This window comes from Massilia sp. (assembly GCF_032106685.1).
In the GTDB taxonomy this organism is placed as follows: Bacteria; Pseudomonadota; Gammaproteobacteria; order Burkholderiales; family Burkholderiaceae_D; genus Telluria.
In genome coordinates, this window is record NZ_DAMCPG010000003.1 from 50,229 (window position 1) to 70,713 (window position 20,485).

A 20,485-nucleotide genomic window follows, 5' to 3' on the forward strand; every position below is an offset into this window, starting at 1 on the left:
TGCCCACCGCCCATGTGGCGACCAATCCCGCGCACAGGGCCCCGGCCAGCACTCTTGCCGGCCGGCTCCGGAGCCAGTTCTTCACGAGATCTCCTGGACAATCTTGGTAACTAATCGGAGCGTTAACATAAGCATGTGCTCATTGTTATACGATCCTTGGTGGTCGTAGCCCTCCGTCGCAAACACTTGTTTTACTTTGCCTGCCGGCCCTGCGCCTGATTGATGCGGGACGGTCCCGTCACCTCGCGCATCCTGTAACTCAGGGGCGAAACGAAGCTCAGTCTTTCCCTCGAGAAGCACGCGCCGCTGCCCCGTTTCAGACTGACCGATATACTGCGCGGCAGTAAGATTCGCCGGCGTGAGCGTTGTTGCCGAACCTGCCTGCTGAAGGGCGACCCACCGTACCTGCCCGAACGAAAGCTGCTCTTTGTCGTCTCCGTAGAAAGCATAGGTATTAGGGTGGTAGTAGTCCCCCAGCGTTCTATGGAAAGTTTCGGCAGTATTGATTGCCTTCTTAATTGCAGACACCACGCCGTCTCGTTTATTGGCATATTTGCCAGCCGGATCGGCAAGATCCGGATTGATCAGGCGAAACCAACATTTCATGTCACGGTACAGATCGTAGGGATTCTGCAGGCCTGCATTGGGAAAGGACAGCGCGTCATACGGTTTGGTCTGGTATCCATATGGCACATCCTTTCCCGCCTGACTCGCTTCCTGCGATCCGCCTGCAAACCTCACCACGCGAACGTGTAACCAGGGGTGCGGGTACAGGTGATTCGGCAAAAGCTCGAGTGCTCCAGGGGATACAGCTAAAACCGGCGTCGTTTTCTCAGCACTATTCCCGAGAATCATTGCCAGCTTAGAGTCTGCATATTTCTTGAGAGGAGTACCATTCAGTGAAAACGGCTCCGTCCCACAGGCAAGCCTGCGGTAGGCAACCGGTGCGCCCAGCGCCGGCATGACGCCATGGATCACACCGGCAATTTTGTCCGGAATACGTCTTGCGCACGCTCTGGCCACTAACCCGCCCATCGAATGCGTTACCAAGATGACTTTGGAGCACTGCCGCCTCCCTCCCTTCCACGAATTGATGATTTCAAGAATTCGCTTCTCCAGCAGTTCCGCTGACGTCTTACAGTCTTGTACCCAGCAGTACCCAACCGCGTACACGGGAAAGTAATGCTGAGCGTGCTTGACGAGGTGGTCTTCCGTTAATGGCGCAAAGTGGCGCAGCCCCCATCGCTGAGGGTCACAGGCCATGACGTTCTTCCAATGCTGTTGGACAAAACGCTTCTTGCCCTGCTCGTCAAACCCGAACGTCTGATTAAGGCGAGTCTGCAGACCGTAGAGAAGTCCGCCATACGAGTCCGCATGCAGTTCGCCCCATCCACGTTCCCTTACCGCACGCTCAGTCAGAACATAACCGTCCTCGGACTTCGGTATGACGACAGGTCCGTCGGGATCTACTTCCAGCGTGGCAGGATCAAACAACAATTGGCGCTCGCGCGGCGTAAACTTGCCCCAGATTTTGGCTGCCTTAAGCCCCTCGTTGTCGCCGTTGGGCGGCCGCCAGACACGTTGGCCAGCGCTGGCCATCTTGTTCCGCTCATCGTCGATACGTCCCAAGCGTGGTTTTTGTTTGGCCCGCAGGTTTGTGCCCATAATGCCGGGTACGACAATGACCGGGACAATTTTATCGGGCGGCACAAGCCCTAGTCCGCGCAACGTGAACTCGGGCGAGGACATGAAGGAATTGACCTCCCACCCGCCGTTCGGCAGCGGGATGAGAGGCGGCAAGGGCCTGGTCGATTCACCCATGGTAACTCCTGGCTGGTCGAACGGCTGTTAAGGGAGAAGTTCAAATCGAACTGGCCCCAGCGTGTCGCTCTGGACCAGCGTCGTGCGGCCCTCCTCGTCGCTGATGCCTTCGATTGTCCTGCCGTCCTCCAGATGCGCTATGTAACGCTGACTGGGAATGGGTTCGCGTGTTTGCAGGCTCCGCAAAACAAGGCGCTCGTTGGTCGTGATCTTTGAGGCCGGGAAGTCCAGTGCGGTCGGACTCCCTCCTCCGGCAGCGCCGCGTACGACGGAGGTGGCCTTGATTAACTGTTGCCCGGAGCTTTGCTGGGCGATCCGTCCATCGGACCACTCAGTCTGAGCCCCTTCCGAAACGATCCGCACGATGGGTGCTTCGATGTGAATCGCTTCGGAAGAGATCAGGCTGATCCGGCGATACGACTTGACCTCGACCGCGCCCTGCTGCGCCTCCACCGTCACGTTGCCACGGCCGGCGACCAGCTTGATGCCCAGGGCCTGGGCGAAGGCGCTGATACCTTGGGCTGCGCGCATGAAGAGGTTCTTGCCCGTTGAGACCTCGGCGTCGCCGCCGCTGACGAGGTCGACTTTTCTTTCGGAACCGATCGCGACGTTGTCCTGGCTGCCGAGCACGATTCCGGCCGGCGCCGTCACGGCGACGATGGGCGCGGCGCTGCCGGCGTCCGGCGCGGTGTTCGAACCGGCTTCCCATTGCTTGAGCTTGCCGACCAGCTCCGCCAGCCGTCCCGTGCTGGGTTCGTCTCCGGCGTGTTTCACGGCCAGTTTGGCCGTCTCGTCCACGACGCTCTGCAGCAGTTCCGCCAATCCGACGAGGCCAGCGCGCGCCATCTGTCCGCCCTCGGCCCTGGCCGAGGCCTCGGCCGAAATCAGCACGCCATCCCGGCCCCTGACGGCGACGTAGCGGTCGCTGCGCAGCTCCGCCCCTTCCCCGCGCGGTTCCGCCATCCCGTTCTCCTTCGGATGCGTCAGCCACCCGAGGTTCAGTTGCGACGCGCCGTGCTCGCTCGCCAGTTGGGCGCTGATTTCGCCCTGGGTATCGTCGAACCGCAGCTGGTTGCCGCGCTGCCCGCCGATCTCGCGGCTCTTGAGACCCGAGAGGTAGCGGTTACCCGGCAGCCCGCCGTGCGGGCTGAGTGCGGGCGGCTCGCCGGTCTGGTTGAATACCTGCGACAGGATCACCGGCCGGTCCGGGTCGCCGCCGAGAAAAGCGACCAGTACCTCGGTCCCGACCCGAGGCAGCGTCAGGGCGCCGAACTGCTGCTGGCTGCCGGGTCCGTTTCCGGCCCAGTTCGAGGCTACCCGCACCCATGCGGAATCGGCAGCGGTGCCCGACGCGCCGGCGCCGTGCGCATGTTCGTGGTCCGTCCTACGCATGCCGGGGAAACGGATCTTCACCCGGCCCAGCCGGTCGCAATGGACTTCCTCGTGCCGGGGGCCGACGACGATCGCGCTTTGCAGTTGCGGATGCGGCAGGTCAACGCGCGGGTCGTAGGCGGGCACGATGGCGACGCCGCGCCGCACGGCGGTGAAGCGCACGTGCACCGGGACCTCAACGCCGCCGGCAGCCGGCGCGATCCACCCATTCTGCGCCAACAAGCGCTCCACCCGCGCCGACAAATCCCCCGGCAGGTTGTTGCGCGCGCTGACCTGCAACGCTGTGATCACGAACTGGCGCTCGGCCGCCGGATGGGTGTCGATCTCGGGGTGGTCCGCCAGCGTGAAGTACTGGCCGGCGCAGAAGTCGCGCACGCTGCCTTCGCCGTGGAAGCACTTGGCCTCGAACTCGTGACGCTGCATGCGCAGCTGGCCGAGGCGCCAGTGGTCCTCGACGTCGTTGCCGGCGTGCGGCGTCTCGACCAGGTAGTCATCCAAGCTGGCGGCCAGGCCGCTGCCGTGCGCGCCCTGGTCCAGGCTGGCGCGCGCCGTGGTCGACATGAACTGCAACCCGCCCGGGTTCTTGTAGTCCCAGCTGTGGCGGGTGGCGCTGCCCGGCTGCAGGGTGCGCGCCGCGCCCCAGGAAGTGATGGTGTCGCGTTCCCCGGGCGCGTCGTCGCGGTGGTAGCGCACCGTGCCGGCCGCGTTTTCCGGCAGGCCGTTGGCGTCGGCGAACAGCACCAGGGTGTGCGCCGGAATTCGGTCGTGCAGCGGGTCGACCGAGGTGCCGCGGCTGCGGCCCGGGCGCACGGTCCAGGAGATGCCGCGCCGGCGCAGGAGGCGGCGCACGAAGGCAGCGTCCGACTCGTTGTATTGCATGGTCTGTTCGCGCGGCGGGTAGAGACGCATGTCGAGCAGCGGGTCGAGTTCGTATTCGAAGGCGCCGGCCAGCACGGCGTTCGCGTGACGCCATTCGTCGAACAGGACCTGGACGATCTCGAGCTCGTTCTGGTAGCGGAAGATGCGGCTGTTGACGCGCTTTTCCATCACCGCCAGCGCGTCGCGCAGCACCAGCTGGTAGGTGGCGAGCGCGCCGTCGGCGTCGCCCGAGCGCGCCTCGGTGACGATGCCGCAGATCCGGCGCAGCTGGCCGCGATCGGTGACGACCTGGATCTCGGCCGACAGCGCGATCAGTTCCTTCAGGGGCAGCGCCGGATCGCTGGCGACGCAGGAGACGCGGTACTCGACGTCGCCGCAGATCGACTCCAGCCCGCTGATCCGCTGCGGCAGCAGATTGGCGGCTGCAAGCGCGTCGGACAGCTCCCCGGCATGGGCAAGCCGCAGGCGCAGCGCACGGTGCGCGGTGCTTAGTGACTTCTCGTGCTGTAGCACGCGGAGGAACTCGCTCGCGCTGTCCAATTGCGTCTCCCTGGTTGAAAACGCCATGGTCCCACGAAGGCGACAATTCGCAGTTGCGTTCGGTCACGAGGCTCCGGTTGAACTATTCAAACGTCGTGCTGTCGCAATGAAGAAAGCGTGAATATTCACACCGGAGCAGCCCCAGCGGGAGCGCCGCGCCGCGCGAAAACCTAGCGCGAAAGCGCCGTATGCAGGAAGGATGTAATCGTATCGGCCAGCCCCGGCGCCAGCGGCAGCGACGGGTCGCCGTAGGACGCCAGCTGCGCGCCGTCCGCCGGCACCCTCTTCAGCACGTGGTTCATGCCCTCGACGATCGCCAGGCGCGCCCGCGGGCTGGCCTTCGCCAGCGCCTGCGCGTCCGCCACGCCGACCTGGATGTCGGTGGTGCCCTGGACGACCAGGACCGGAACGGCGAGCGCCGCGATGCGCTCGGCCGGCAGGTAGCGGAACTGCGAGATCAGGTAGGGCTGCACGCTCGGACGGTACAGGGCGGCGAGCAGGGGCGGCACCTGCTCGACCGTCTCGCCCCGCTCGAGGGCGCCGAGGATGCGCTCGTTCTCCTTCTGGAGTTCGGGCGGCAGCTTGTCCGCCAGCTGGCGACGCAGTACGGCCGGCAGCGGCGCGCCGGCGCCGGCGATCGAGACCAGGGCGGCGGCGCCGGCCTGCCGCGCCGCGACCGTGCCGATCAGGGCACCTTCGCTGTGGCCGATCACGGCGACGGTCGAAAAGCGCGGGTCGCTCTTCAAGCGCGCGATCCAGCCGGCGGCGTCATCGATGTAGGTTTCGAAGCGCAGCGCCGCTTCGCTGCCCATGGCGGGCGCGCTGGCGCCGATGCCGCGCTTGTCGTAGCGGACCGAGGCGATGCCGGCCTGCGCCAGCGCCTGGGCCAGCATGCGCAGGCTGTCGTTGCGGCCCGGGAGCATGCGCGAGTTGCCGTCGCGGTCCGTGGGGCCGGAGCCGGCGATGATCAGTGCCACCGGCACTGGCGTCTTCGCAGCGGGCAGCAACAGGCTGCCGGCGAGCTTGCCGGTCGGGGTATCGAGCACGATGTCGACATCGCCCGGCGCCTTCGCAAACACGAACGTCGGCACGAATGCAAGCACAAACGCGGGCACCAGGATAGACAGCAGCCTTACCATCATCGCACCTTTCGATTGTCGAGAAACAGATTCTACGCCAGCAGCGGCGCCAGCCGCGGAATCGCCGCCAGCGAATTGCGCCAGGCCGCTTCGCGCAGCGCGCCCTCGTCCATGCCGCGCATGCCGGCCAGCGCAGCGCCGATTGCCGGCAGCTGTTCGGGGCTGTTGCGCGCCGGGTGGATCCAGCTGGGCGAAATGTCCGGCGCGTCGGTCTCCAGCACGATGGACTCCAGCGGCAGCTCGCTGGCCAGGCGCCGGATCTGCAGCGCGCGGGTGAAGGTCATGGCGCCGCCGAAGCCCAGGTGCATGCCGAGCTTGACGAAGGTCTCGGCCTGCTGGAAGGAGCCGTTGAAGGCGTGGGCGATGCCGCCCGCCGGGGCGATCTGGCGCATGTGCTTCAGGACCTGGTCCTGGGAGCGGCGCACGTGGGTCAGCACCGGCAAGTCGAAGTCGCGCGCGATGCGCAGCTGCTCGCGGAAGAAGCGCTCCTGCTTCTCGCGCATCGCCGGCTCGCACAGCATGGGAATGAAGAAGTCGAGGCCGATCTCGCCGATGGCCACGAAAAGCGGGTCGTCCATCGCGGCTTGCACCGCCTGGCGCAGCGCGACCAGGTCCTCGTCGCGCGCCTGCGGCACGTAGATCGGATGGATGCCGAGCGCATAGCTGGCGTTCTTCGACTGTGCATGCGCCTGCGCCGCGAGCGCGGCCACTTCGCCGAAGTTGGCGCGCGCCACGGCCGGGATCACGATCATCGATACCCCCGCCTGTCCGGCGCGCTGCGCGACCTCGAGCGACTGGGCGCCGAATTCGTGGGCGTCGAGGTGGCAGTGGGTATCGATCCACATGGCTTACGCTTCCAGCGGCTGCAGCCCGTGCTCGGTCATGCGCAGGGCGCGGTCGCAGCGGCGCGCCAGTTCCATGTCGTGGGTGACGATGACAAAGGAGGTGCCGAGGGTGCGCGACAGCTCCAGCATCAGGTCGAAGATCGCCATCGCCGTCGTGTGGTCGAGGTTGCCGGTCGGCTCGTCGGCCAGCACGCAGGCCGGCTGGGTGACCAGGGCGCGCGCCAGGGCCACGCGCTGGCGCTCGCCGCCGGACAGCTCGCCGGGCCGGTGCACGACGCGCTTGCCGAGACCCACGCGTTCGAGGATGGCCTGGGCCTTCTCGAGCGCGACCGCGCGCTTCTCGCGCCGGATCATCAGCGGCATGGCGACGTTGTCCAGGGCCGAGAACTCGGGCAGCAGGTGGTGGAACTGATAGACGAAGCCGAGCGAATGGTTGCGCAGCTCGCCGCGGCGGGTCTCGGACAGGGTCGCGAAGTCCTCGCCCAGCAGGGTCACCGAGCCGGTGGTCGGGGTGTCGAGGCCGCCCAGCAGGTGCAGCAGGGTCGACTTGCCCGAGCCCGAGGCGCCGACGATGGCCACGCGCTCGCCGCGGCGGATCGCGAAGTCGATGTTGTCGAGCACCCGCACCTGGTAGTCGCCCTGCTTGAAGGTTTTTCCGAGGGCGCGGCAGGCCAGTACAGGGGTATCGGTCATGTTACTCATAGCGCAGCGCCTCCGCCGGCTTCACCTTCGACGCCGAGCGGCTCGGGTAGATCGTGGCCACGAAGGCCAGCAGCACGGCGATGCCGCCGATCTTGAAAACGTCCGGCCAGCGCAGGTCCGACGGCACGGTGCTGTTTTGATAGATATCCTTCGACAAGAACTGCACTCCCAACAAATGTTCAATGAATGGAACGATGACATCGATGTTCAGCGCCACCAGCACGCCGCCCGCCACGCCGACCACGGCGCCGAGGATGCCGACCAGCGCCCCCTGGATCATGAAGATTCTCCGGATCGAGGCCGGCGAGGCGCCGAGCGTGCGCAGGATGGCGATGTCGGCCTGCTTGTCGGTCACCGTCATCACCAGGGTCGACACCAGGTTGAAGGCGGCCACCGTGATGATCAGGGTCAGGATGATGAACATCATCTTCTTTTCGGTCTGTACGGCGCCGAACCACACGGCGTTCAGCTTCGACCAGTCGCGCATCTCGTACTCGCCCGGCATCGATTTCTCCAGCTCGGCCGCCACCTGCGGCGCCTGGCGCATGTCGGCGATGCGCAGGCGCAGCCCGGCCGGCGCCGACAGGCGCTCCATCTTCTCGGCGTCCTGCAGGCTGACGAAGGCCATGCCGGCGTCGAACTCGGCGTGGCCGGATTCGAAGATGCCCGAGACCGTGAAGCTGCGCATGCGCGGCAGCATGCCGGCCGGGGTGGTCTGGGCCTGGGCCAGCAGCATGGTGACCTTGTCGCCCACCTGCAGGTTCAGGCCGGCCGCCAGGGCGTAGCCGAGCACGATGTTGAAGCTGCCCGGCGTGAGCGAATCGAAGCTGCCCTCGCGCACGGTGCTGGCAACCTCCGAGATGTTGCGCTCGGCCTCGGGCAGCACGCCGCGGATGGTGGCCGGGCGCATCGCGCCGTCGCGCTGCTGCAGCAGGCCCTGCGACTCGACGAAGGGCGCGGCCGCCTTCACCGCCGGGTTCTTCAGCGCCTGCCGGGCGGCTTCGCGCCACTGCGGCATGTCGCCGCGGGTGTCGAACACCTCGATGTGGGCCAGGACCGACAGCATGCGGTCGGTCACCTGCTTCTGGAAGCCGTTCATCACCGACAGCACGATGATCAGGGCCGCCACGCCCAGCGCGATGCCCGCGACCGAGATCAGCGAGATAAAAGAGAGGAAGCCGCTCTGGCCGGTACCCTTGCCGGCGCGTGTATAGCGCAGGCCGACCAGCCATTCGAACGGCAGTTGATGGACAATGCTCATGGATGACTCACATCTTCATTCGTAGCGCAGGGCTTCGGCCGGCTTCACGCGCGCCGCCGCCCAGCTCGGGTAGAGGGTGGACAGGAAGGCCAGCAGCACCGCCACGCCGCCGATCGCGCCGACGTCGACCCAGCGCACGTCGGACGGGATTTCGCTGATCAGGTAGATTTCCTTCGACAGGAACTGGATGCCGAAGGCGTGCTCGATGGCCGGCACGATGACGTCGACGTTCAGCGCCACCGCCACGCCCAGCACCACGCCGAGCAGGCTCCCGAGGACCCCGACCAGGGTGCCCTGGACCATGAAGATCTTCATCACCGAGCGAGGCGAGGCGCCCAGGGTGCGCAGGATCGCGATGTCGGCCTGCTTGTCCTTGACCGTCATGACCAGGGTCGACACCAGGTTGAAAGCGGCCACCGCGATGATCAGGGTCAGGATGATGAACATCATGCGCTTTTGCGACTGCACGGCGGCGAACCAGATGGTGTTCACCTGCGACCAGTCGCGCACCACGTAGTCGCCCGCCAGGTCGCGGCGCAGCTCGGCCGCCACTTGCGGCGCCCGGTGCAGGTCGTGCAGGCGCAGGCGCAGGCCGAGCGGCCCGACCAGCCCGGCCGCCTGGATGGCGTCGTCGATCTGCACGAAACCGAGCATGGAGTCGAATTCGTAGTGGCCGGCCTCGAAAATCCCGGAGACGACGAAGTTCCGGGTGCGCGGCGCGGCCGGGGCGCCGCTCTCCGTCGTGCCGGCCGCTCCCAGCAGCATGGTGACGCGCTCGCCCACGCCCACGTGCAGCGCGTCGGCCAGGGCGCGGCCCAGCACGATGTTCATGGTGCCCGGCCGCAGCGCGTCGAAACGCCCCTGCTTCATCTGGCGGGCGACGTCCGACACCTTCGCTTCCTGGCCGGGAATCACGCCGCGCACCAGCACCGGCTTCATCACGCCGTCGCGCAGCAGCATGCCCTGCACCTCGACGAAAGGCGCGGAAGCGGCCACCGCCGGGTTGCGCGCGGCCTCGCGGCCGACCGCGCGCCAGTCCGGCATGGCGCCGCGCACGTCGAAGATCTCGACGTGGGCCAGCACCGAGAGCATGCGGTCGGTCACTTCCTTCTGGAAGCCGTTCATCACCGACAGCACCACGATCAGGGCGGCCACGCCAAGCGAGATGCCGGCCACCGAGATCAGCGAGATGAACGAAATAAAACGGTTACGGCCGCTGCGCTTGCCGGCGCGCGTGTAGCGCAGCCCGACCAGCCACTCGTACGGCAGTGTGTGCTTGAAACTCATGAATTTGTAGTGTTTGACAACTGACCCCGCAGTTTGCCACACAAAGCTCATCCATGACAGGGCGCACGCCCACGTAAATCATGGGAAAACGCTGTGGCGGCGCCGTGGCGGATGGCGCCCCGCCCGGCCATGTGGCCCGATTTGACCTACAATCACGCCATGTCCCAGATTACGCTCGTCCTTCCCTTCGCCCTTCCCGTTCCCGAATTCGCGCCCGACCTGGTGCGTGCGCTGCAGGCGCCCGGCCTGGCCGCGCTGCTCTCGCGCAGCGCACGCCAGCGCCGGCTGCCGGCCGACGAGACGGTGCGCGCCCTGCCGCACGAGCAGTGGCTGGCGCGCACGCTCGGCCTGGACCCGGGCGGCCGCCCGGCCTTTGCCGCTGCCGCGATGCGCGCCTACGGGCTCGACCCCGCGAACGGTACATGGTTCATCGTCAACCCGGTGCATATAGAAATTGCACGCACCCATTTGATGATGGGCGATCCGCAGGGGCTGGGCTTGTCCGGCGAAGACAGCCGCGCGCTGTTCGATGCGGCCCGGCCCTACGTGGAAGAGGCGGGCCACGCCCTGCTCTACGGCGACGCCCAGACCTGGTTCCTGCGCGCCGACGACTGGCGCGAACTCGACACCGCCACCCCGGGCGCGGCCCTCGGCATGGATTTGACCGACTGGATGCCGGCCGGAGAGCGCGCCGCCGCCTTCCGCCGGCTGCAGAACGAGATCCAGATCCTCTGGCATACGCATCCGGTGAACGCCGCGCGCGAGGCGCGCCGCCAGCCGCCCGTGAATGCCTTCTGGCCCTGGGGCGCGGGCGCGGGAGCGGCGTCGGCCACGCCGTTCGCCACACCGGCGGCGCGCGTGCGCCTGGCCGCGGTCGACACGCCGGCCTGGCTGACCCGGCTTGCCGACGCCAGCCCCGCCGACCTGGCGCAGTTCGCCGCCACCATCGAGGGCGACACCCTGCTGGTCTGCGGCAGCGTCGCGCCCTACGCGCTGGCCGCCGACTGGGGCGGCTGGGTCGCGGCCATGGGCCAGCTTGAAGCCGGGCTGTTCGCACCCATCTTGGAGAGCCTGAAGGCAGGCCGCCTGCGCGAAGTGCGCCTGGTCCTGTCGCACCGCGACGCGCTTGCCGAATTCACCACCAACGCCATGGCGCAACGCAAGTTCTGGCGCCGCCCGACCCTGGATAGCCTGCTTTGAAAACCCGCATCACCACCCGTCCCTGCCCGTTCCGCACCTCCGAGCTCTTGCGCCAGGGGGGCGTGCACCCCGTGCTGGCGCGCATCTACGCGGCGCGCGGCCTGCTCGACCCGCGCGAACTGGCCAGCGAACTGGCCGCGCTGGCGCCGCCCGGCGGTCTGAGGCACATCGACGCCGCCGCCGTGTTCCTGGCCGATGCGATTGCCGCGCAAAAGAACATGACCATCGTCGCCGACTACGATTGCGACGGCGCCACCGCCTGCGCGGTGGCCTTGCGCGGGTTGCGCGCGATGGGCGCTCGGGTCGACTACATCGTGCCGAACCGTTTCGAGTACGGCTATGGCCTGACCCCGGAGATCGTCGAACTGGCGGTGCGCGAAAAGGCGCCGGACGTCATCATCACCGTCGACAACGGCATCGCCAGCATCGACGGCGTGCTGGAGGCCAACCGGCGCGGCATCGAGGTCGTGGTCACCGACCACCACCTGCCGGGCGACGCCCTGCCGCCGGCGCGCGTGATCGTCAACCCGAACCAGCCCGAGTGCGGCTTCCCGAGCAAGCACCTGGCCGGCGTCGGCGTGGTCTTTTATGTCTTGCTGGCGCTGCGCGCGGAGCTGCGCCGGCGCGGCGTGTTCGACGCGCAAACCCAGCCGAAGCTGGACAACCTGCTCGACCTGGTTGCGCTCGGCACGGTGGCCGACGTGGTCAAACTCGACGCCAACAACCGCATCCTGGTCGCGCAAGGGATCAAGCGCATGCGCGCCGGGCGCATGCATCCGGGCGTGGCGGCGCTGTTCCGGGTGGCCGGACGCGAAGCGCGCTGCGCCTCGCCCTTCGACCTCGGCTTTGCCGTCGGCCCGCGCCTGAACGCCGCCGGCCGCCTGGAAGACATGTCGCTCGGGATCGAATGCCTGGTCACCGACGACGAGGGCCGCGCCTGGGCCATCGCCCAGCAGCTCAACGAGATCAACCTGAAGCGGCGCGAGATCGAGGCCGAGATGCAGGACACGGCGCTGCTGCACCTGGACGACTTCCAGCCGACCGACAGCAGCACCATCGCCGTCTTCGACGAGGGCTGGCACCAGGGCGTGATCGGCATCGTCGCCTCGCGCCTGAAGGAGAAGTTCTACCGCCCGACGATCACCTTCGCGCCGGCGGGACCCGGGCTGATCAAGGGCTCGGGCCGTTCGATCCCGGGCTTCCACTTGCGCGACGCGCTGGACCTGGTCTCGAAGCGCGTGCCGGGCCTGATCGACAAGTTCGGGGGCCACGCGATGGCGGCGGGCCTCTCCATCCGCGCCGATCACTTCGACACCTTCTGCGAGGCGTTCGAGGCGGTCGGCCGCGCCTGGCTGAGCGAGGCGCAACTGGAACGCGTGATCGAAACCGACGGCCCGCTCGAGGACGAGTTCTACAGCACCGCCTTCATCGAACTGTGCGACGGCCAGGTCTGGGGCCAGGGCTTCGCCCCGCCGGTGTTCTGCGACGAGTTCCGCGTGATGAGCCAGCGCGTGCTGAAGGAAAAGCACCTCAAGCTGCTGCTGGAGCGCAACGGCCGGCGCTACGACGCGATCTGGTTCGGCCACACCGACGCCCTGGGCGAACGGGCGCGCGTGGCGTTCCGGCTCGATGCGAACGAGTACAACGGCGTGACCAAGGTGCAGCTGCTGGTCGAGCACGCCGAGCCGGTGTGAGGTTTTGTATGATGGACTCGTCATTGATGCCGCTCGCATCAATGACTCCGCGCTGACTCATCGGTCGATCCGCGGCGCCGCGTGCTCTTGCCGCGCTTTTGTAGGGTGGGTTCTCGAACCCACGCGGCGCAGCGGTTCCGGTGCCGCGCGCTTTCCAGGAAGCCGGTACGCATGCGTGTCGATCCGCTGTGCTCGTCTGGAATGCACGGGTACGACCGCGTGGGTTCAAGAACCCACCCTACGCCCTTGCGCACTTCCGCTTTTGTAGGGTGGACACCTGTGTCCACGCGGTAGAGCGCTCGCCATGACGCAGCGGGCGCCGGGAGATCGGCATGCTTGCGAAATGACCTTCCGGTGATTGACGAGAACGCATCGGTACGACCGCGTGGACACAGGTGTCCACCCTACCGCCCGCAATCGCAGCCGCGATCGAACACGATCTTCCACGTCCCCGGCCCTTCCAGCCGCCACACCGAATTGAAGCGCCCGACCTGCTTGCCGTCCAGACTTGTGACCGGCCCGCTGCTGTAGGCCAGCGTGCCCGAGGCCAGCACCTCGACTTCCTCCGGCGCCCAGGCGAAAGGCGCCGCGGCGCCGTCGAAATACGCGCGCCAGGCCCCGGCGACGGCGTCGCGGCCGCGCTGGGCGCCGCCCGGCGCCATGAACACGGCCTCCTTCGAGAGGAAGCCCTGGAATGCCTCGAAGTCGCGCGCCGCCATCGTGGCGGCGAAAGCGCGCTCGGTCTCCATTACCTGTTGCCTGAGTTCTTCCTGCGTGCCGCGCGAGCCGCGCGCCACGCAGGCACCGATGACCACCGCCACCAGCGCTGCCAGGAGGATGCCTGCCGATCGCCAACGCATGGAAATATCCTTTTCCTTTTGACAAGTCGGCGCCAATTCTGTCATGACGTAATTCCCTTGACAACTAGCACTTGCATGGGATCCGAAATTGGAGTATAAATACTCCAGAAACGGAGGAAATCCATGAGCCTCGCCTACGCCTACCCCACCAGCCGCTTCGAGCCGGCGGTACTGGTCGACCTGAATTCGCGCGCCGAGCGCGAGCGCCTGTCGCAGTCCGCGCTGAAGGGCTTCTTCAAGCTGGCCGCCGCCTGGCAGCTGCGCGACGAAGATGCGCGCGAGCTGCTCGGCGGCCTGTCCGCGTCCAGCTTCTACGACTGGAAAAAGAACCCCGACCGGCTGCTCGAGGTCGACCGCATCACCCGCATTTCCTACCTGCTGGGCATCTACAAGGCCCTGCACATCCTGTACGGCGACAAGCTTGCCGACGAATGGGTGGTCCTGCCGAACACCAACGTCATCTTCGGCGGCCGCACGCCGCTCGCCTATATGCTGGGCGGCGGCCTGCTGGCGATGCAGACGGTGCGCAAGCTGCTGGACGCGCGCCGCGGAGGTCTCTGATCTTGCCGGTCGTCCCGAAACTCACGGCGCTCCGCCTGATCGACACCTGCCGCCTGATCCCCTCGCGCTTCGCCGAGGCCGAGGATTCGGTGCTGGCGCCGCTGGCCGAGAGCGACGCCGTGCTGCGCGACCTGTTCGACCTCGACAACGCCACCAACGAGCGGCTGCGCGGCGAAGCCGGCCTGCTGCCCGGCATCGGCGTCGACGAACTGGTGTTCGGGGTGCCGAATTTCCGCATCATCAATGCGGCCTATACCTACGCCCGTCCGGAAGGCAGCCGCTTCAACGACGGCGAGCGCGGCGCCTGGTATTGCGCCTTCGAGGCCGAGACCGCGCTGGCCGAGGTCAGCTTCCACAAGACCGTCGAGTACGCCGAAATCAATCGCTTCGACGACAGCGTCACCTACCAGGCGATGCTGGCCGACTTCAGCGCCAGCTTCCACGACATCCGCGGCTTGAAGAACGTCAGCGATTGCCTCGACCCGCGCAGCTACGTCGCCTCCCAGGCTTTGGCCGCCGAGCTGCTGGAACAGGGGTCGATGGGCATCGTCTATCCGAGCGTGCGGCGTCCCGAGGGCACCAACCTGGCCTGTTTCCGCCCCGCATTGGTGGGCAATGCGCGCAAGGGCGTGGCCTATCGGTTAACATGGGCGGGCTCGCCGCAGCCGCGGATCGAGATCCTCCAGAACCATCGCAACACTTATGAAAACCAAGCCTGAAAACGACACCGAGCTGCACGACAAGATCAACCGCGAGACCGCCCGCGTGAAATGGGACGAGCTGGAACGCCATTTCGCCCAGGGCAACGTGATCTACGTCAGCGAGAGCCTGGACCTGATCGACGTCGCCATGCGCATCTCGCACGACGACAAGGACAATATCGCGCGCTGGATGGCCGAGGGCAAGATCGCCAAGGTATCGGACGTGCAGGCCCAGAGCTGGTCGGCCGGCGAGGTTCCGCTCTGGGGCACCGTGGTCCATCCCTTCATCCTGGTCCAGCCGGAAAAGAAACAGCTGCACTGATCTTCCCTCCCCGGCCGCGGGCACGGCCTTGCGCCGCCCGCCCGCCGGCTCGCCCCGGCAATTGCAACATGGTCAACTCGACATGTTGCAGTTTTGCCGCACAGCATCATTTTACCTGACACCGCTGCTATACTCTTCGCGGTGGCGCAGCCCGCCAGCCAGCGATGCGGCATCCGCCGGCGCCTCCTGCGCAAGTCCGATAATCGCCGCCGTGCGCGGCCTGTCCATCCGTTGTCCATCCGTTTATCCAGGAACCCAACCGTGAAGAACCTCAAGATCGGCGCCCGCCTCGGCCTCGGCTTTGCGATCGTGCTCGCCCTGCTGGTGGCGCTTGCCGCCACCGCCCTCACCCGCATGCAGTCGGCCGGAGACATGACCAACCGCCTGGTCCACACCAGCATCAAGAACCAGCGCAACGTCGCCGAATGGAGCAAGTACATCGAAGTCAACAACGCGATGATAGAGACCGCCTTCGTCGCCACCGACCGCGCCGTGGTCCAGGAAATCGCCGAGCGCATGAAAGCCGTGTCGGCCCGCTCGACCGAGCTGCAGCAGGACATCGAAAGCTCGCTGCGCAACGAAGGCGTGAAGGCGCAGTTCGCCGCCGTCAAGGAAGTGCGCGTCGGCTACCTGGAGGCGCGCGCCGCGCTGTTCAAGGCCAAGCTCGACGGCGACGACGCGCTCGCCGCGAAAATCCACGCCGGTCAGATGGTGCCGCGCAGCGCCGCCTTCCTGGCCGCGATGAACAAGCTGGCCACGATGCAGATCAGCGCCGCCGACGGCGTCGCAACCAGCATCCTCGACGCCTACCAGAGCACCCGCGTGATCCTGCTCTCGCTGAGCGCCGTCGCGCTCGGCCTGGGCATCGCCTGCGCCGTCCTGATCACGCGTTCGATCACCGTGCCGATCCGCGAAGCCGTCGCCGTCGCCGAGAAGGTCGCCGGGGGCGACCTGACCAGCCGCGTGGCCGCCCACGGCCGCGACGAGACCGGCCAGCTGATGCGCGCCCTCGGCAGCATGACCGCCTCCCTGGCCGAGATCGTCGGCCGCGTGCGCAGCGGCACCGGCGCCATCGCCACCGCCTCGAACGAAATCGCGGCCGGCAACATGGACCTGTCGAGCCGCACCGAACAGCAGGCCGGCTCGCTCGAGGAAACCGCCTCCTCGATGGAAGAGCTGACCTCGACCGTGAAGCAGAATTCGGACAACGCCCGCGAAGCGAACCGCCTGGCGCGCAATGCCGCGGCGATCGCCGGCGACGGCGGCGCGGTGGTGGCCGAGGTGGTCGGCACCATGGGTTCGATCAACGAATCCTCGCGCAAGATCGTCGACATCATCAGCATCATCGACGGCATCGCCTTCCAGACCAACATCCTCGCGCTGAACGCGGCGGTGGAGGCGGCGCGCGCCGGCGAACAGGGCCGCGGCTTCGCGGTCGTCGCCGGCGAAGTGCGCAACCTGGCCCAGCGCTCGGCCACCGCCGCCAAGGAGATCAAGCTGCTCATCGACGATTCCGTCAGCAAGGTCGCGGCCGGCACCAGCCAGGTCGACCGCGCCGGCGCCACCATGACCGAGATCGTGCGCAGCATCGAGCACGTGACCACCATCATGGCCGACATCGCCGCCGCCAGCGAAGAGCAAAGCGCCGGCATCGAGCAGGTCAACGTGGCGATCACCGAAATGGACCGCGTGACCCAGCAGAACGCCGCGCTGGTCGAGGAAGCCTCGGCCGCCGCCGAATCGATGCAGAACCAGGCCGACGAGCTGGCCCAGCTGGTCAGCACCTTCCGTCTCGACACCGACGCCGCCGCACCTCAAGCGGCTCCTGCATCCCGCGGCCAGCGCGCCGAACCGCGCCTGGCGCTGGCGACGCCGGCCTGAACGGCCGCCACGCGCCACCTGCGCGTAGGGTGGGTTCTCGAACCCACCATGGTTCGCCGCCCCCCGCCCCGAGCTCGCCAGTCACGGACCGCGCCCGGCACCGACCGTCGATGGCAGGCGCCTTCCGGCCCCGCCGCACCTGTCGGCGCGAGCGCATCAGCGGCGCGCGCGCACCCCTCCGGCAGGCGCGCTCACGCGGCCAGGGCCGGAAGCCGGCGCGGCGCCCGTCCGCCGGCGGCGTCGCCGGCTTCCAGCTGGAAGGTATTGACCACGGCGGCCAGCTCGCCCGCCTGCTCGCGCAGCGCCTGGGCCGCGGCCGAGGCTTCCTCGACCAGGGCCGCGTTCTGCAGCGTCATCCGGTCCAGGCGCACGATGGCGGCGTCGACCTGCTCGATGTCCTCGCTCTGGGCGCGCGTCGCGCCCGAGATGCTGCCCATGATTTGGTTCACGCGCTGCACCCCGGCGACCACCTCGCGCATGGTCGCGCCGGCCTGGCCGACCAGCGCGGTGCCGGCGCCGACCTTGCCGACCGAATCCTCGATCAGCACCTTGATCTCCCTGGCCGCCGCCGCCGAACGCCCGGCCAGGCTGCGCACTTCGCTCGCCACCACCGCGAAGCCGCGGCCCTGCTCGCCCGCGCGCGCCGCTTCCACGGCCGCGTTCAGCGCCAGGATGTTGGTCTGGAAGGCGATCGAGTCGATCACGGTGATGATTTCCTCGATCCGGCGCGAGGAATCCTGGATCAGGTTCATGGTCGCGACCACGCCCTCGACCGCCGCTCCGCCCTGGGCCGACACCTTCGATGCCTGGTCGGCCAGGACGCTGGCCTGCGCCGCGTACTCGGCATTCTGGCGCACCGAGCCGATCAGCTGCTTCATCGACCCGGCGATCTGGGCCAGGGCGGCGGCCTGGGTCTCGGTGCGCTTCGACAAGTCGAGGTTGCCGGCCGCGATCTCGCTCGACGCGGCGGCGATCGCCTCGGTGCCGCCGCGCACCTTGGCGACGATGGCGCCCAGGCTGTCGCGCATGCTGCGCATCGCCGCCAGCAGGCTGGCCGGACGGGCGCGGCGGGTGTCCACCTCGCGGTGCAGTTCGCCCTGGGCGATCGCGCGCGCCACATCGGTCGCATACGCCGGCTCGCCGCCCAGCTGGCCGAGCAGGTTGCGCGAGATCGCCAGGCCGATCACCACGCACAGCAGCGCGCACAGCGCGGCCAGGCTGGCGATCCAGTAGCGCGCGCCCGCGGCCTCGGCGGCGGCGGCGGCGCCAGCGGCCCTGGTGCTGACCTGCAGTTCCCTGACCAGCACCTCGATGTCGGCCACGATGCGGCGCCGCAGCGGGCTGCATTCCTCCACCAGGAAGGTGCCGTAGGCGTCCATCTCGCCGGCCACGCGGAAGCGCCGCGGACGTTCGAGCTCGCGCGCCATCGCCAGCAGGCCTTCCTTCACCCGCGTGTACTGGGGGTTCCCGCCCAGCACCGGATCGAGCTGGGCCAGTGCGGCCAGGTAGTCGGCCTTGCGCGCGTCGACCAGGTCGAGTTCCCGGTTCGCCGCCTGCGCATCCTGGAAGATGTAGGCGTTGCGCGCCGCGATCCCGGTCTGGCCGAGCGCCTCGCGCGCCGCGTACAAGGGTTCGAGCTGGACGTTGTGGAAGGCTTCCGCCTCGACCAGCGCGGCCTCGATGCTGTTGACGCGCGACAGCGCAAAAGCCGCCAGCGTCAGGGTCACGACCAAAACCAGCGCGAACGCCGTAAACAGCCGGACCGTCAGGCGGGCGTCGGAAAACTTCATTTTTTCTCCTGAGGGAACTACAGATGGCGGCGAAGCGCGCCGGGATTGACGAAATTGCGTGAGATTGTGAATCAACAATTTCTTTTAATCAATCGAATTCGCCGGATTCACGGTTTATATCGCGACTTCTTGTTGGAAAGAGGAAGCGCTTAGGTAGTTTCATCAAATCGGCTATACTCCTATAAAGCGTAGGAATATTGATGAACAGCAATTTAAAGGAAGAAGACCCGATTCTCACGACGAGCGCGGCCGCGCGCATGCTCGGTGTTGCCACGAGCACTGTCCAATTATGGATGGAAAGCGGCGCGATCGAGTCGTGGAAGACACCGGGCGGACATCGGCGCACACGCGAAAGCCACATACGCGCCCTGATGAACAAGGTCGGCGGCCACGATGCCGGCGGCCGCCGCGCGTCGAGCGTCCCGCTCGACCCCGAATTCCTGCCGACCCTGGACGCCGCCTTCCCGGTGGGTCCGGACGAGGCGGCGCGCCTGGCGGCGCTGGCCGCGTCCGGCCTGGTCGACACCCCGTCCGAAGAGCGTTTCGACCGCATCGTGCGGCTGGCCTCGATGGCGACCGATTCGCCGATCGCCCTGATCTCGCTGCTGACCTCGCGCCGCCAGTGGTTCAAGGCCCGCGTCGGCCTGCAGCCGCAGCAGACGCCGCGCGAGTGGGCCTTCTGCTCGCATGCGATCCTGCAGGACCGGCCCTTCGTGGTCGAGGACGCGGCCTCCGACGAACGCTTCAGCGGCAACCCGCTGGTGCTGGCCGATCCCCACATCCGCTTCTACGCAGGCGTTCCCCTGCGCGACCCCGGCGGCCAGGCGATGGGCACCTTGTGCGTGATCGACCGCGAACCGCGCAAGCTGCGCTCGACCGAGCTGCAGGCGCTGCTCGACCTGGCGGAAATCGCGTCGAGCGAAATCGCGCGCCAGGACAAGTAGGGTGGGCGCCCCCGTGCCCACGCGTAAAGCTTGCGTCGTGTTGGCGTTCATCGTGTTGGCGTTCAGGAAGCGCCGCGTCTGCCCATCGTTCACGCGTGGGCACGGGGCGCCCACCCTACGGCTGACGCAGCACGGTTGATGCAACACGGGCGATGCAACACGGAGGGGCGTACCGGTCTTCTCGACGCGTTCACATCGCGCCCGCATATCCACGACCGGGGACGGTGCCCCGCGTGCCATCAATCCCGCGCCCGGTGCGTCATCGCATGCGCCGCCTGGCGCATCAAGAGCTCGGCCTTGCGCGGATCCGGTTCGCTCAGCGCCAGCTGCTGCAGCGCCTCGGGATAGTCGAGCGCTGCGGCCATCTCCAGCCAGCGCCGCGCCGCCGCCTCGTCGCGCGGCGCGCCCTCGCCCGCCGCCAGCATGTTCGCCAGCACGAACATCGCCGCCGGCACGCCGCCCTCGGCGGCCGTCGTGAGCAGCATCACGGCCCGCGCCGGGTCCGCCGGCATCCCCTCGCCGTTACGCGCCATCAGCCCCAGCCGCCATGCCGCCCTGGCGTCGCCCGCCTCGGCACGCGCCTGCAGCGCGGGCGCTGCCGGACCAGGGGCCGCGCCGGCGCCGCCGGCGAGCGCCAGGGCCAGCAGCAGCCCCTGCAACACATGC

General features: G+C 67.6%; 17 protein-coding genes. 7 read left to right on the forward strand and 10 right to left on the reverse strand.

All coding sequences use genetic code 11. From position 1 onward, the window contains the following. Positions 1-81 precede the first annotated feature (81 nt). The 7 genes from RT688_RS03205 to RT688_RS03235 all read right to left on the reverse strand — a co-directional run bounded on the left by RT688_RS03205 (position 82) and on the right by RT688_RS03235 (position 9,866). Positions 82-1,821 (reverse strand): hypothetical protein, encoded by a 1,740-nt coding sequence (locus RT688_RS03205; protein WP_313703398.1) that lies wholly within the window; start codon positions 1,819-1,821, stop codon positions 82-84. A gap of 27 nt (positions 1,822-1,848) precedes the next feature. Continuing rightward, positions 1,849-4,605 carry a type VI secretion system Vgr family protein gene (locus RT688_RS03210; RefSeq protein WP_313703399.1) on the reverse strand — a complete coding sequence of 919 codons (2,757 nt, stop codon included), beginning with the start codon at positions 4,603-4,605 and terminating at the stop codon, positions 1,849-1,851. Between the two features lie 197 nt (positions 4,606-4,802). Beyond that, positions 4,803-5,774 carry an alpha/beta hydrolase gene (locus RT688_RS03215; protein ID WP_313703400.1) on the reverse strand — a complete coding sequence of 324 codons (972 nt, stop codon included), beginning with the start codon at positions 5,772-5,774 and terminating at the stop codon, positions 4,803-4,805. A gap of 29 nt (positions 5,775-5,803) precedes the next feature. Next, positions 5,804-6,616: a TatD family hydrolase gene (locus RT688_RS03220; RefSeq protein WP_313703401.1), complete on the reverse strand. Its 813-nt coding sequence runs from the start codon at positions 6,614-6,616 to the stop codon at positions 5,804-5,806. A gap of 3 nt (positions 6,617-6,619) precedes the next feature. Further along, positions 6,620-7,309 (reverse strand): lipoprotein-releasing ABC transporter ATP-binding protein LolD, encoded by a 690-nt coding sequence (gene lolD, locus RT688_RS03225; RefSeq protein ID WP_409521876.1) that lies wholly within the window; start codon positions 7,307-7,309, stop codon positions 6,620-6,622. 1 nt (position 7,310) lies between these two features. Continuing rightward, a complete protein-coding gene (locus tag RT688_RS03230) occupies positions 7,311-8,579 on the reverse strand; it encodes a lipoprotein-releasing ABC transporter permease subunit (protein WP_313703403.1) in 1,269 nt (422 codons plus the stop codon). Between the two features lie 15 nt (positions 8,580-8,594). After that, positions 8,595-9,866, reverse strand: a complete 1,272-nt coding sequence (locus RT688_RS03235; protein ID WP_313703404.1) for a lipoprotein-releasing ABC transporter permease subunit — start codon at positions 9,864-9,866, stop codon at positions 8,595-8,597. Between the two features lie 159 nt (positions 9,867-10,025). On the opposite strand from RT688_RS03235, the gene RT688_RS03240 reads away from it, so the two are divergent. Both RT688_RS03240 and recJ read left to right on the forward strand, forming a co-directional pair. Next, positions 10,026-11,066 carry a hypothetical protein gene (locus RT688_RS03240; RefSeq protein WP_313703405.1) on the forward strand — a complete coding sequence of 347 codons (1,041 nt, stop codon included), beginning with the start codon at positions 10,026-10,028 and terminating at the stop codon, positions 11,064-11,066. After that, entirely contained in the window at positions 11,063-12,760 is a 1,698-nt protein-coding gene (gene recJ / locus RT688_RS03245; protein WP_313703406.1) for a single-stranded-DNA-specific exonuclease RecJ, read from the forward strand. Before RT688_RS03240 ends, recJ begins: the two co-directional genes overlap by 4 nt. A gap of 404 nt (positions 12,761-13,164) precedes the next feature. Here the strand turns inward: recJ and RT688_RS03250 are convergent, their stop codons facing one another. Further along, positions 13,165-13,620 carry a nuclear transport factor 2 family protein gene (locus RT688_RS03250; protein WP_313703407.1) on the reverse strand — a complete coding sequence of 152 codons (456 nt, stop codon included), beginning with the start codon at positions 13,618-13,620 and terminating at the stop codon, positions 13,165-13,167. 123 nt (positions 13,621-13,743) lie between these two features. Between RT688_RS03250 and RT688_RS03255 the strand changes: the two genes are divergently transcribed. The 4 genes from RT688_RS03255 (at position 13,744) to RT688_RS03270 (ending at position 17,085) form a co-directional block, all read left to right on the forward strand. Beyond that, positions 13,744-14,181 (forward strand): antitoxin Xre/MbcA/ParS toxin-binding domain-containing protein, encoded by a 438-nt coding sequence (locus RT688_RS03255; RefSeq protein ID WP_313703408.1) that lies wholly within the window; start codon positions 13,744-13,746, stop codon positions 14,179-14,181. Between the two features lie 2 nt (positions 14,182-14,183). Then, positions 14,184-14,900, forward strand: a complete 717-nt coding sequence (locus RT688_RS03260) for an RES family NAD+ phosphorylase (RefSeq protein ID WP_313703409.1) — start codon at positions 14,184-14,186, stop codon at positions 14,898-14,900. Beyond that, positions 14,884-15,204: a DUF2288 domain-containing protein gene (locus tag RT688_RS03265; RefSeq protein ID WP_313703410.1), complete on the forward strand. Its 321-nt coding sequence runs from the start codon at positions 14,884-14,886 to the stop codon at positions 15,202-15,204. Before RT688_RS03260 ends, RT688_RS03265 begins: the two co-directional genes overlap by 17 nt. Positions 15,205-15,465: 261 nt before the next feature. Beyond that, the gene (locus RT688_RS03270) at positions 15,466-17,085 is read left to right on the forward strand and encodes a methyl-accepting chemotaxis protein (protein ID WP_313703411.1); all 1,620 of its coding nucleotides are present in this window, start codon (positions 15,466-15,468) and stop codon (positions 17,083-17,085) included. Positions 17,086-17,276: 191 nt separating this feature from the next. On the opposite strand, the gene RT688_RS03275 is transcribed toward RT688_RS03270, so the two are convergent. Beyond that, positions 17,277-18,875: a methyl-accepting chemotaxis protein gene (locus tag RT688_RS03275; RefSeq protein ID WP_313703412.1), complete on the reverse strand. Its 1,599-nt coding sequence runs from the start codon at positions 18,873-18,875 to the stop codon at positions 17,277-17,279. Between the two features lie 200 nt (positions 18,876-19,075). Here RT688_RS03275 and RT688_RS03280 point away from each other — a divergent pair, with 200 nt between their 5' ends. Then, on the forward strand, positions 19,076-19,819 hold the full coding sequence (locus RT688_RS03280) for a GAF domain-containing protein (protein WP_313703413.1): 744 nt from the start codon (positions 19,076-19,078) through the stop codon (positions 19,817-19,819). Between the two features lie 239 nt (positions 19,820-20,058). Here RT688_RS03280 and RT688_RS03285 read toward each other — a convergent pair whose 3' ends face one another. Continuing rightward, a complete protein-coding gene (locus RT688_RS03285; protein WP_313703414.1) occupies positions 20,059-20,481 on the reverse strand; it encodes a hypothetical protein in 423 nt (140 codons plus the stop codon). Between the last annotated feature and the right edge of the window lie 4 nt (positions 20,482-20,485).

Excerpts from the sequence above, each read along its gene's own strand:
- RT688_RS03205 (WP_313703398.1), bottom strand. The coding sequence starts at position 1,821 with ATGGGTGAATCGACCAGGCCCTTGCCGCCTCTCATCCCGCTGCCGAAC.
- RT688_RS03215 (WP_313703400.1), bottom strand. The coding sequence starts at position 5,774 with ATGATGGTAAGGCTGCTGTCTATCCTGGTGCCCGCGTTTGTGCTTGCA.
- RT688_RS03220 (WP_313703401.1), bottom strand. The coding sequence starts at position 6,616 with ATGTGGATCGATACCCACTGCCACCTCGACGCCCACGAATTCGGCGCC.
- lolD (WP_409521876.1), bottom strand. The coding sequence starts at position 7,309 with ATGACCGATACCCCTGTACTGGCCTGCCGCGCCCTCGGAAAAACCTTC.
- RT688_RS03230 (WP_313703403.1), bottom strand. The coding sequence starts at position 8,579 with ATGAGCATTGTCCATCAACTGCCGTTCGAATGGCTGGTCGGCCTGCGC.
- RT688_RS03235 (WP_313703404.1), bottom strand. The coding sequence starts at position 9,866 with ATGAGTTTCAAGCACACACTGCCGTACGAGTGGCTGGTCGGGCTGCGC.
- RT688_RS03240 (WP_313703405.1), top strand. The coding sequence starts at position 10,026 with ATGTCCCAGATTACGCTCGTCCTTCCCTTCGCCCTTCCCGTTCCCGAA.
- RT688_RS03250 (WP_313703407.1), bottom strand. The coding sequence starts at position 13,620 with ATGCGTTGGCGATCGGCAGGCATCCTCCTGGCAGCGCTGGTGGCGGTG.
- RT688_RS03255 (WP_313703408.1), top strand. The coding sequence starts at position 13,744 with ATGAGCCTCGCCTACGCCTACCCCACCAGCCGCTTCGAGCCGGCGGTA.
- RT688_RS03265 (WP_313703410.1), top strand. The coding sequence starts at position 14,884 with ATGAAAACCAAGCCTGAAAACGACACCGAGCTGCACGACAAGATCAAC.
- RT688_RS03275 (WP_313703412.1), bottom strand. The coding sequence starts at position 18,875 with ATGAAGTTTTCCGACGCCCGCCTGACGGTCCGGCTGTTTACGGCGTTC.
- RT688_RS03280 (WP_313703413.1), top strand. The coding sequence starts at position 19,076 with ATGAACAGCAATTTAAAGGAAGAAGACCCGATTCTCACGACGAGCGCG.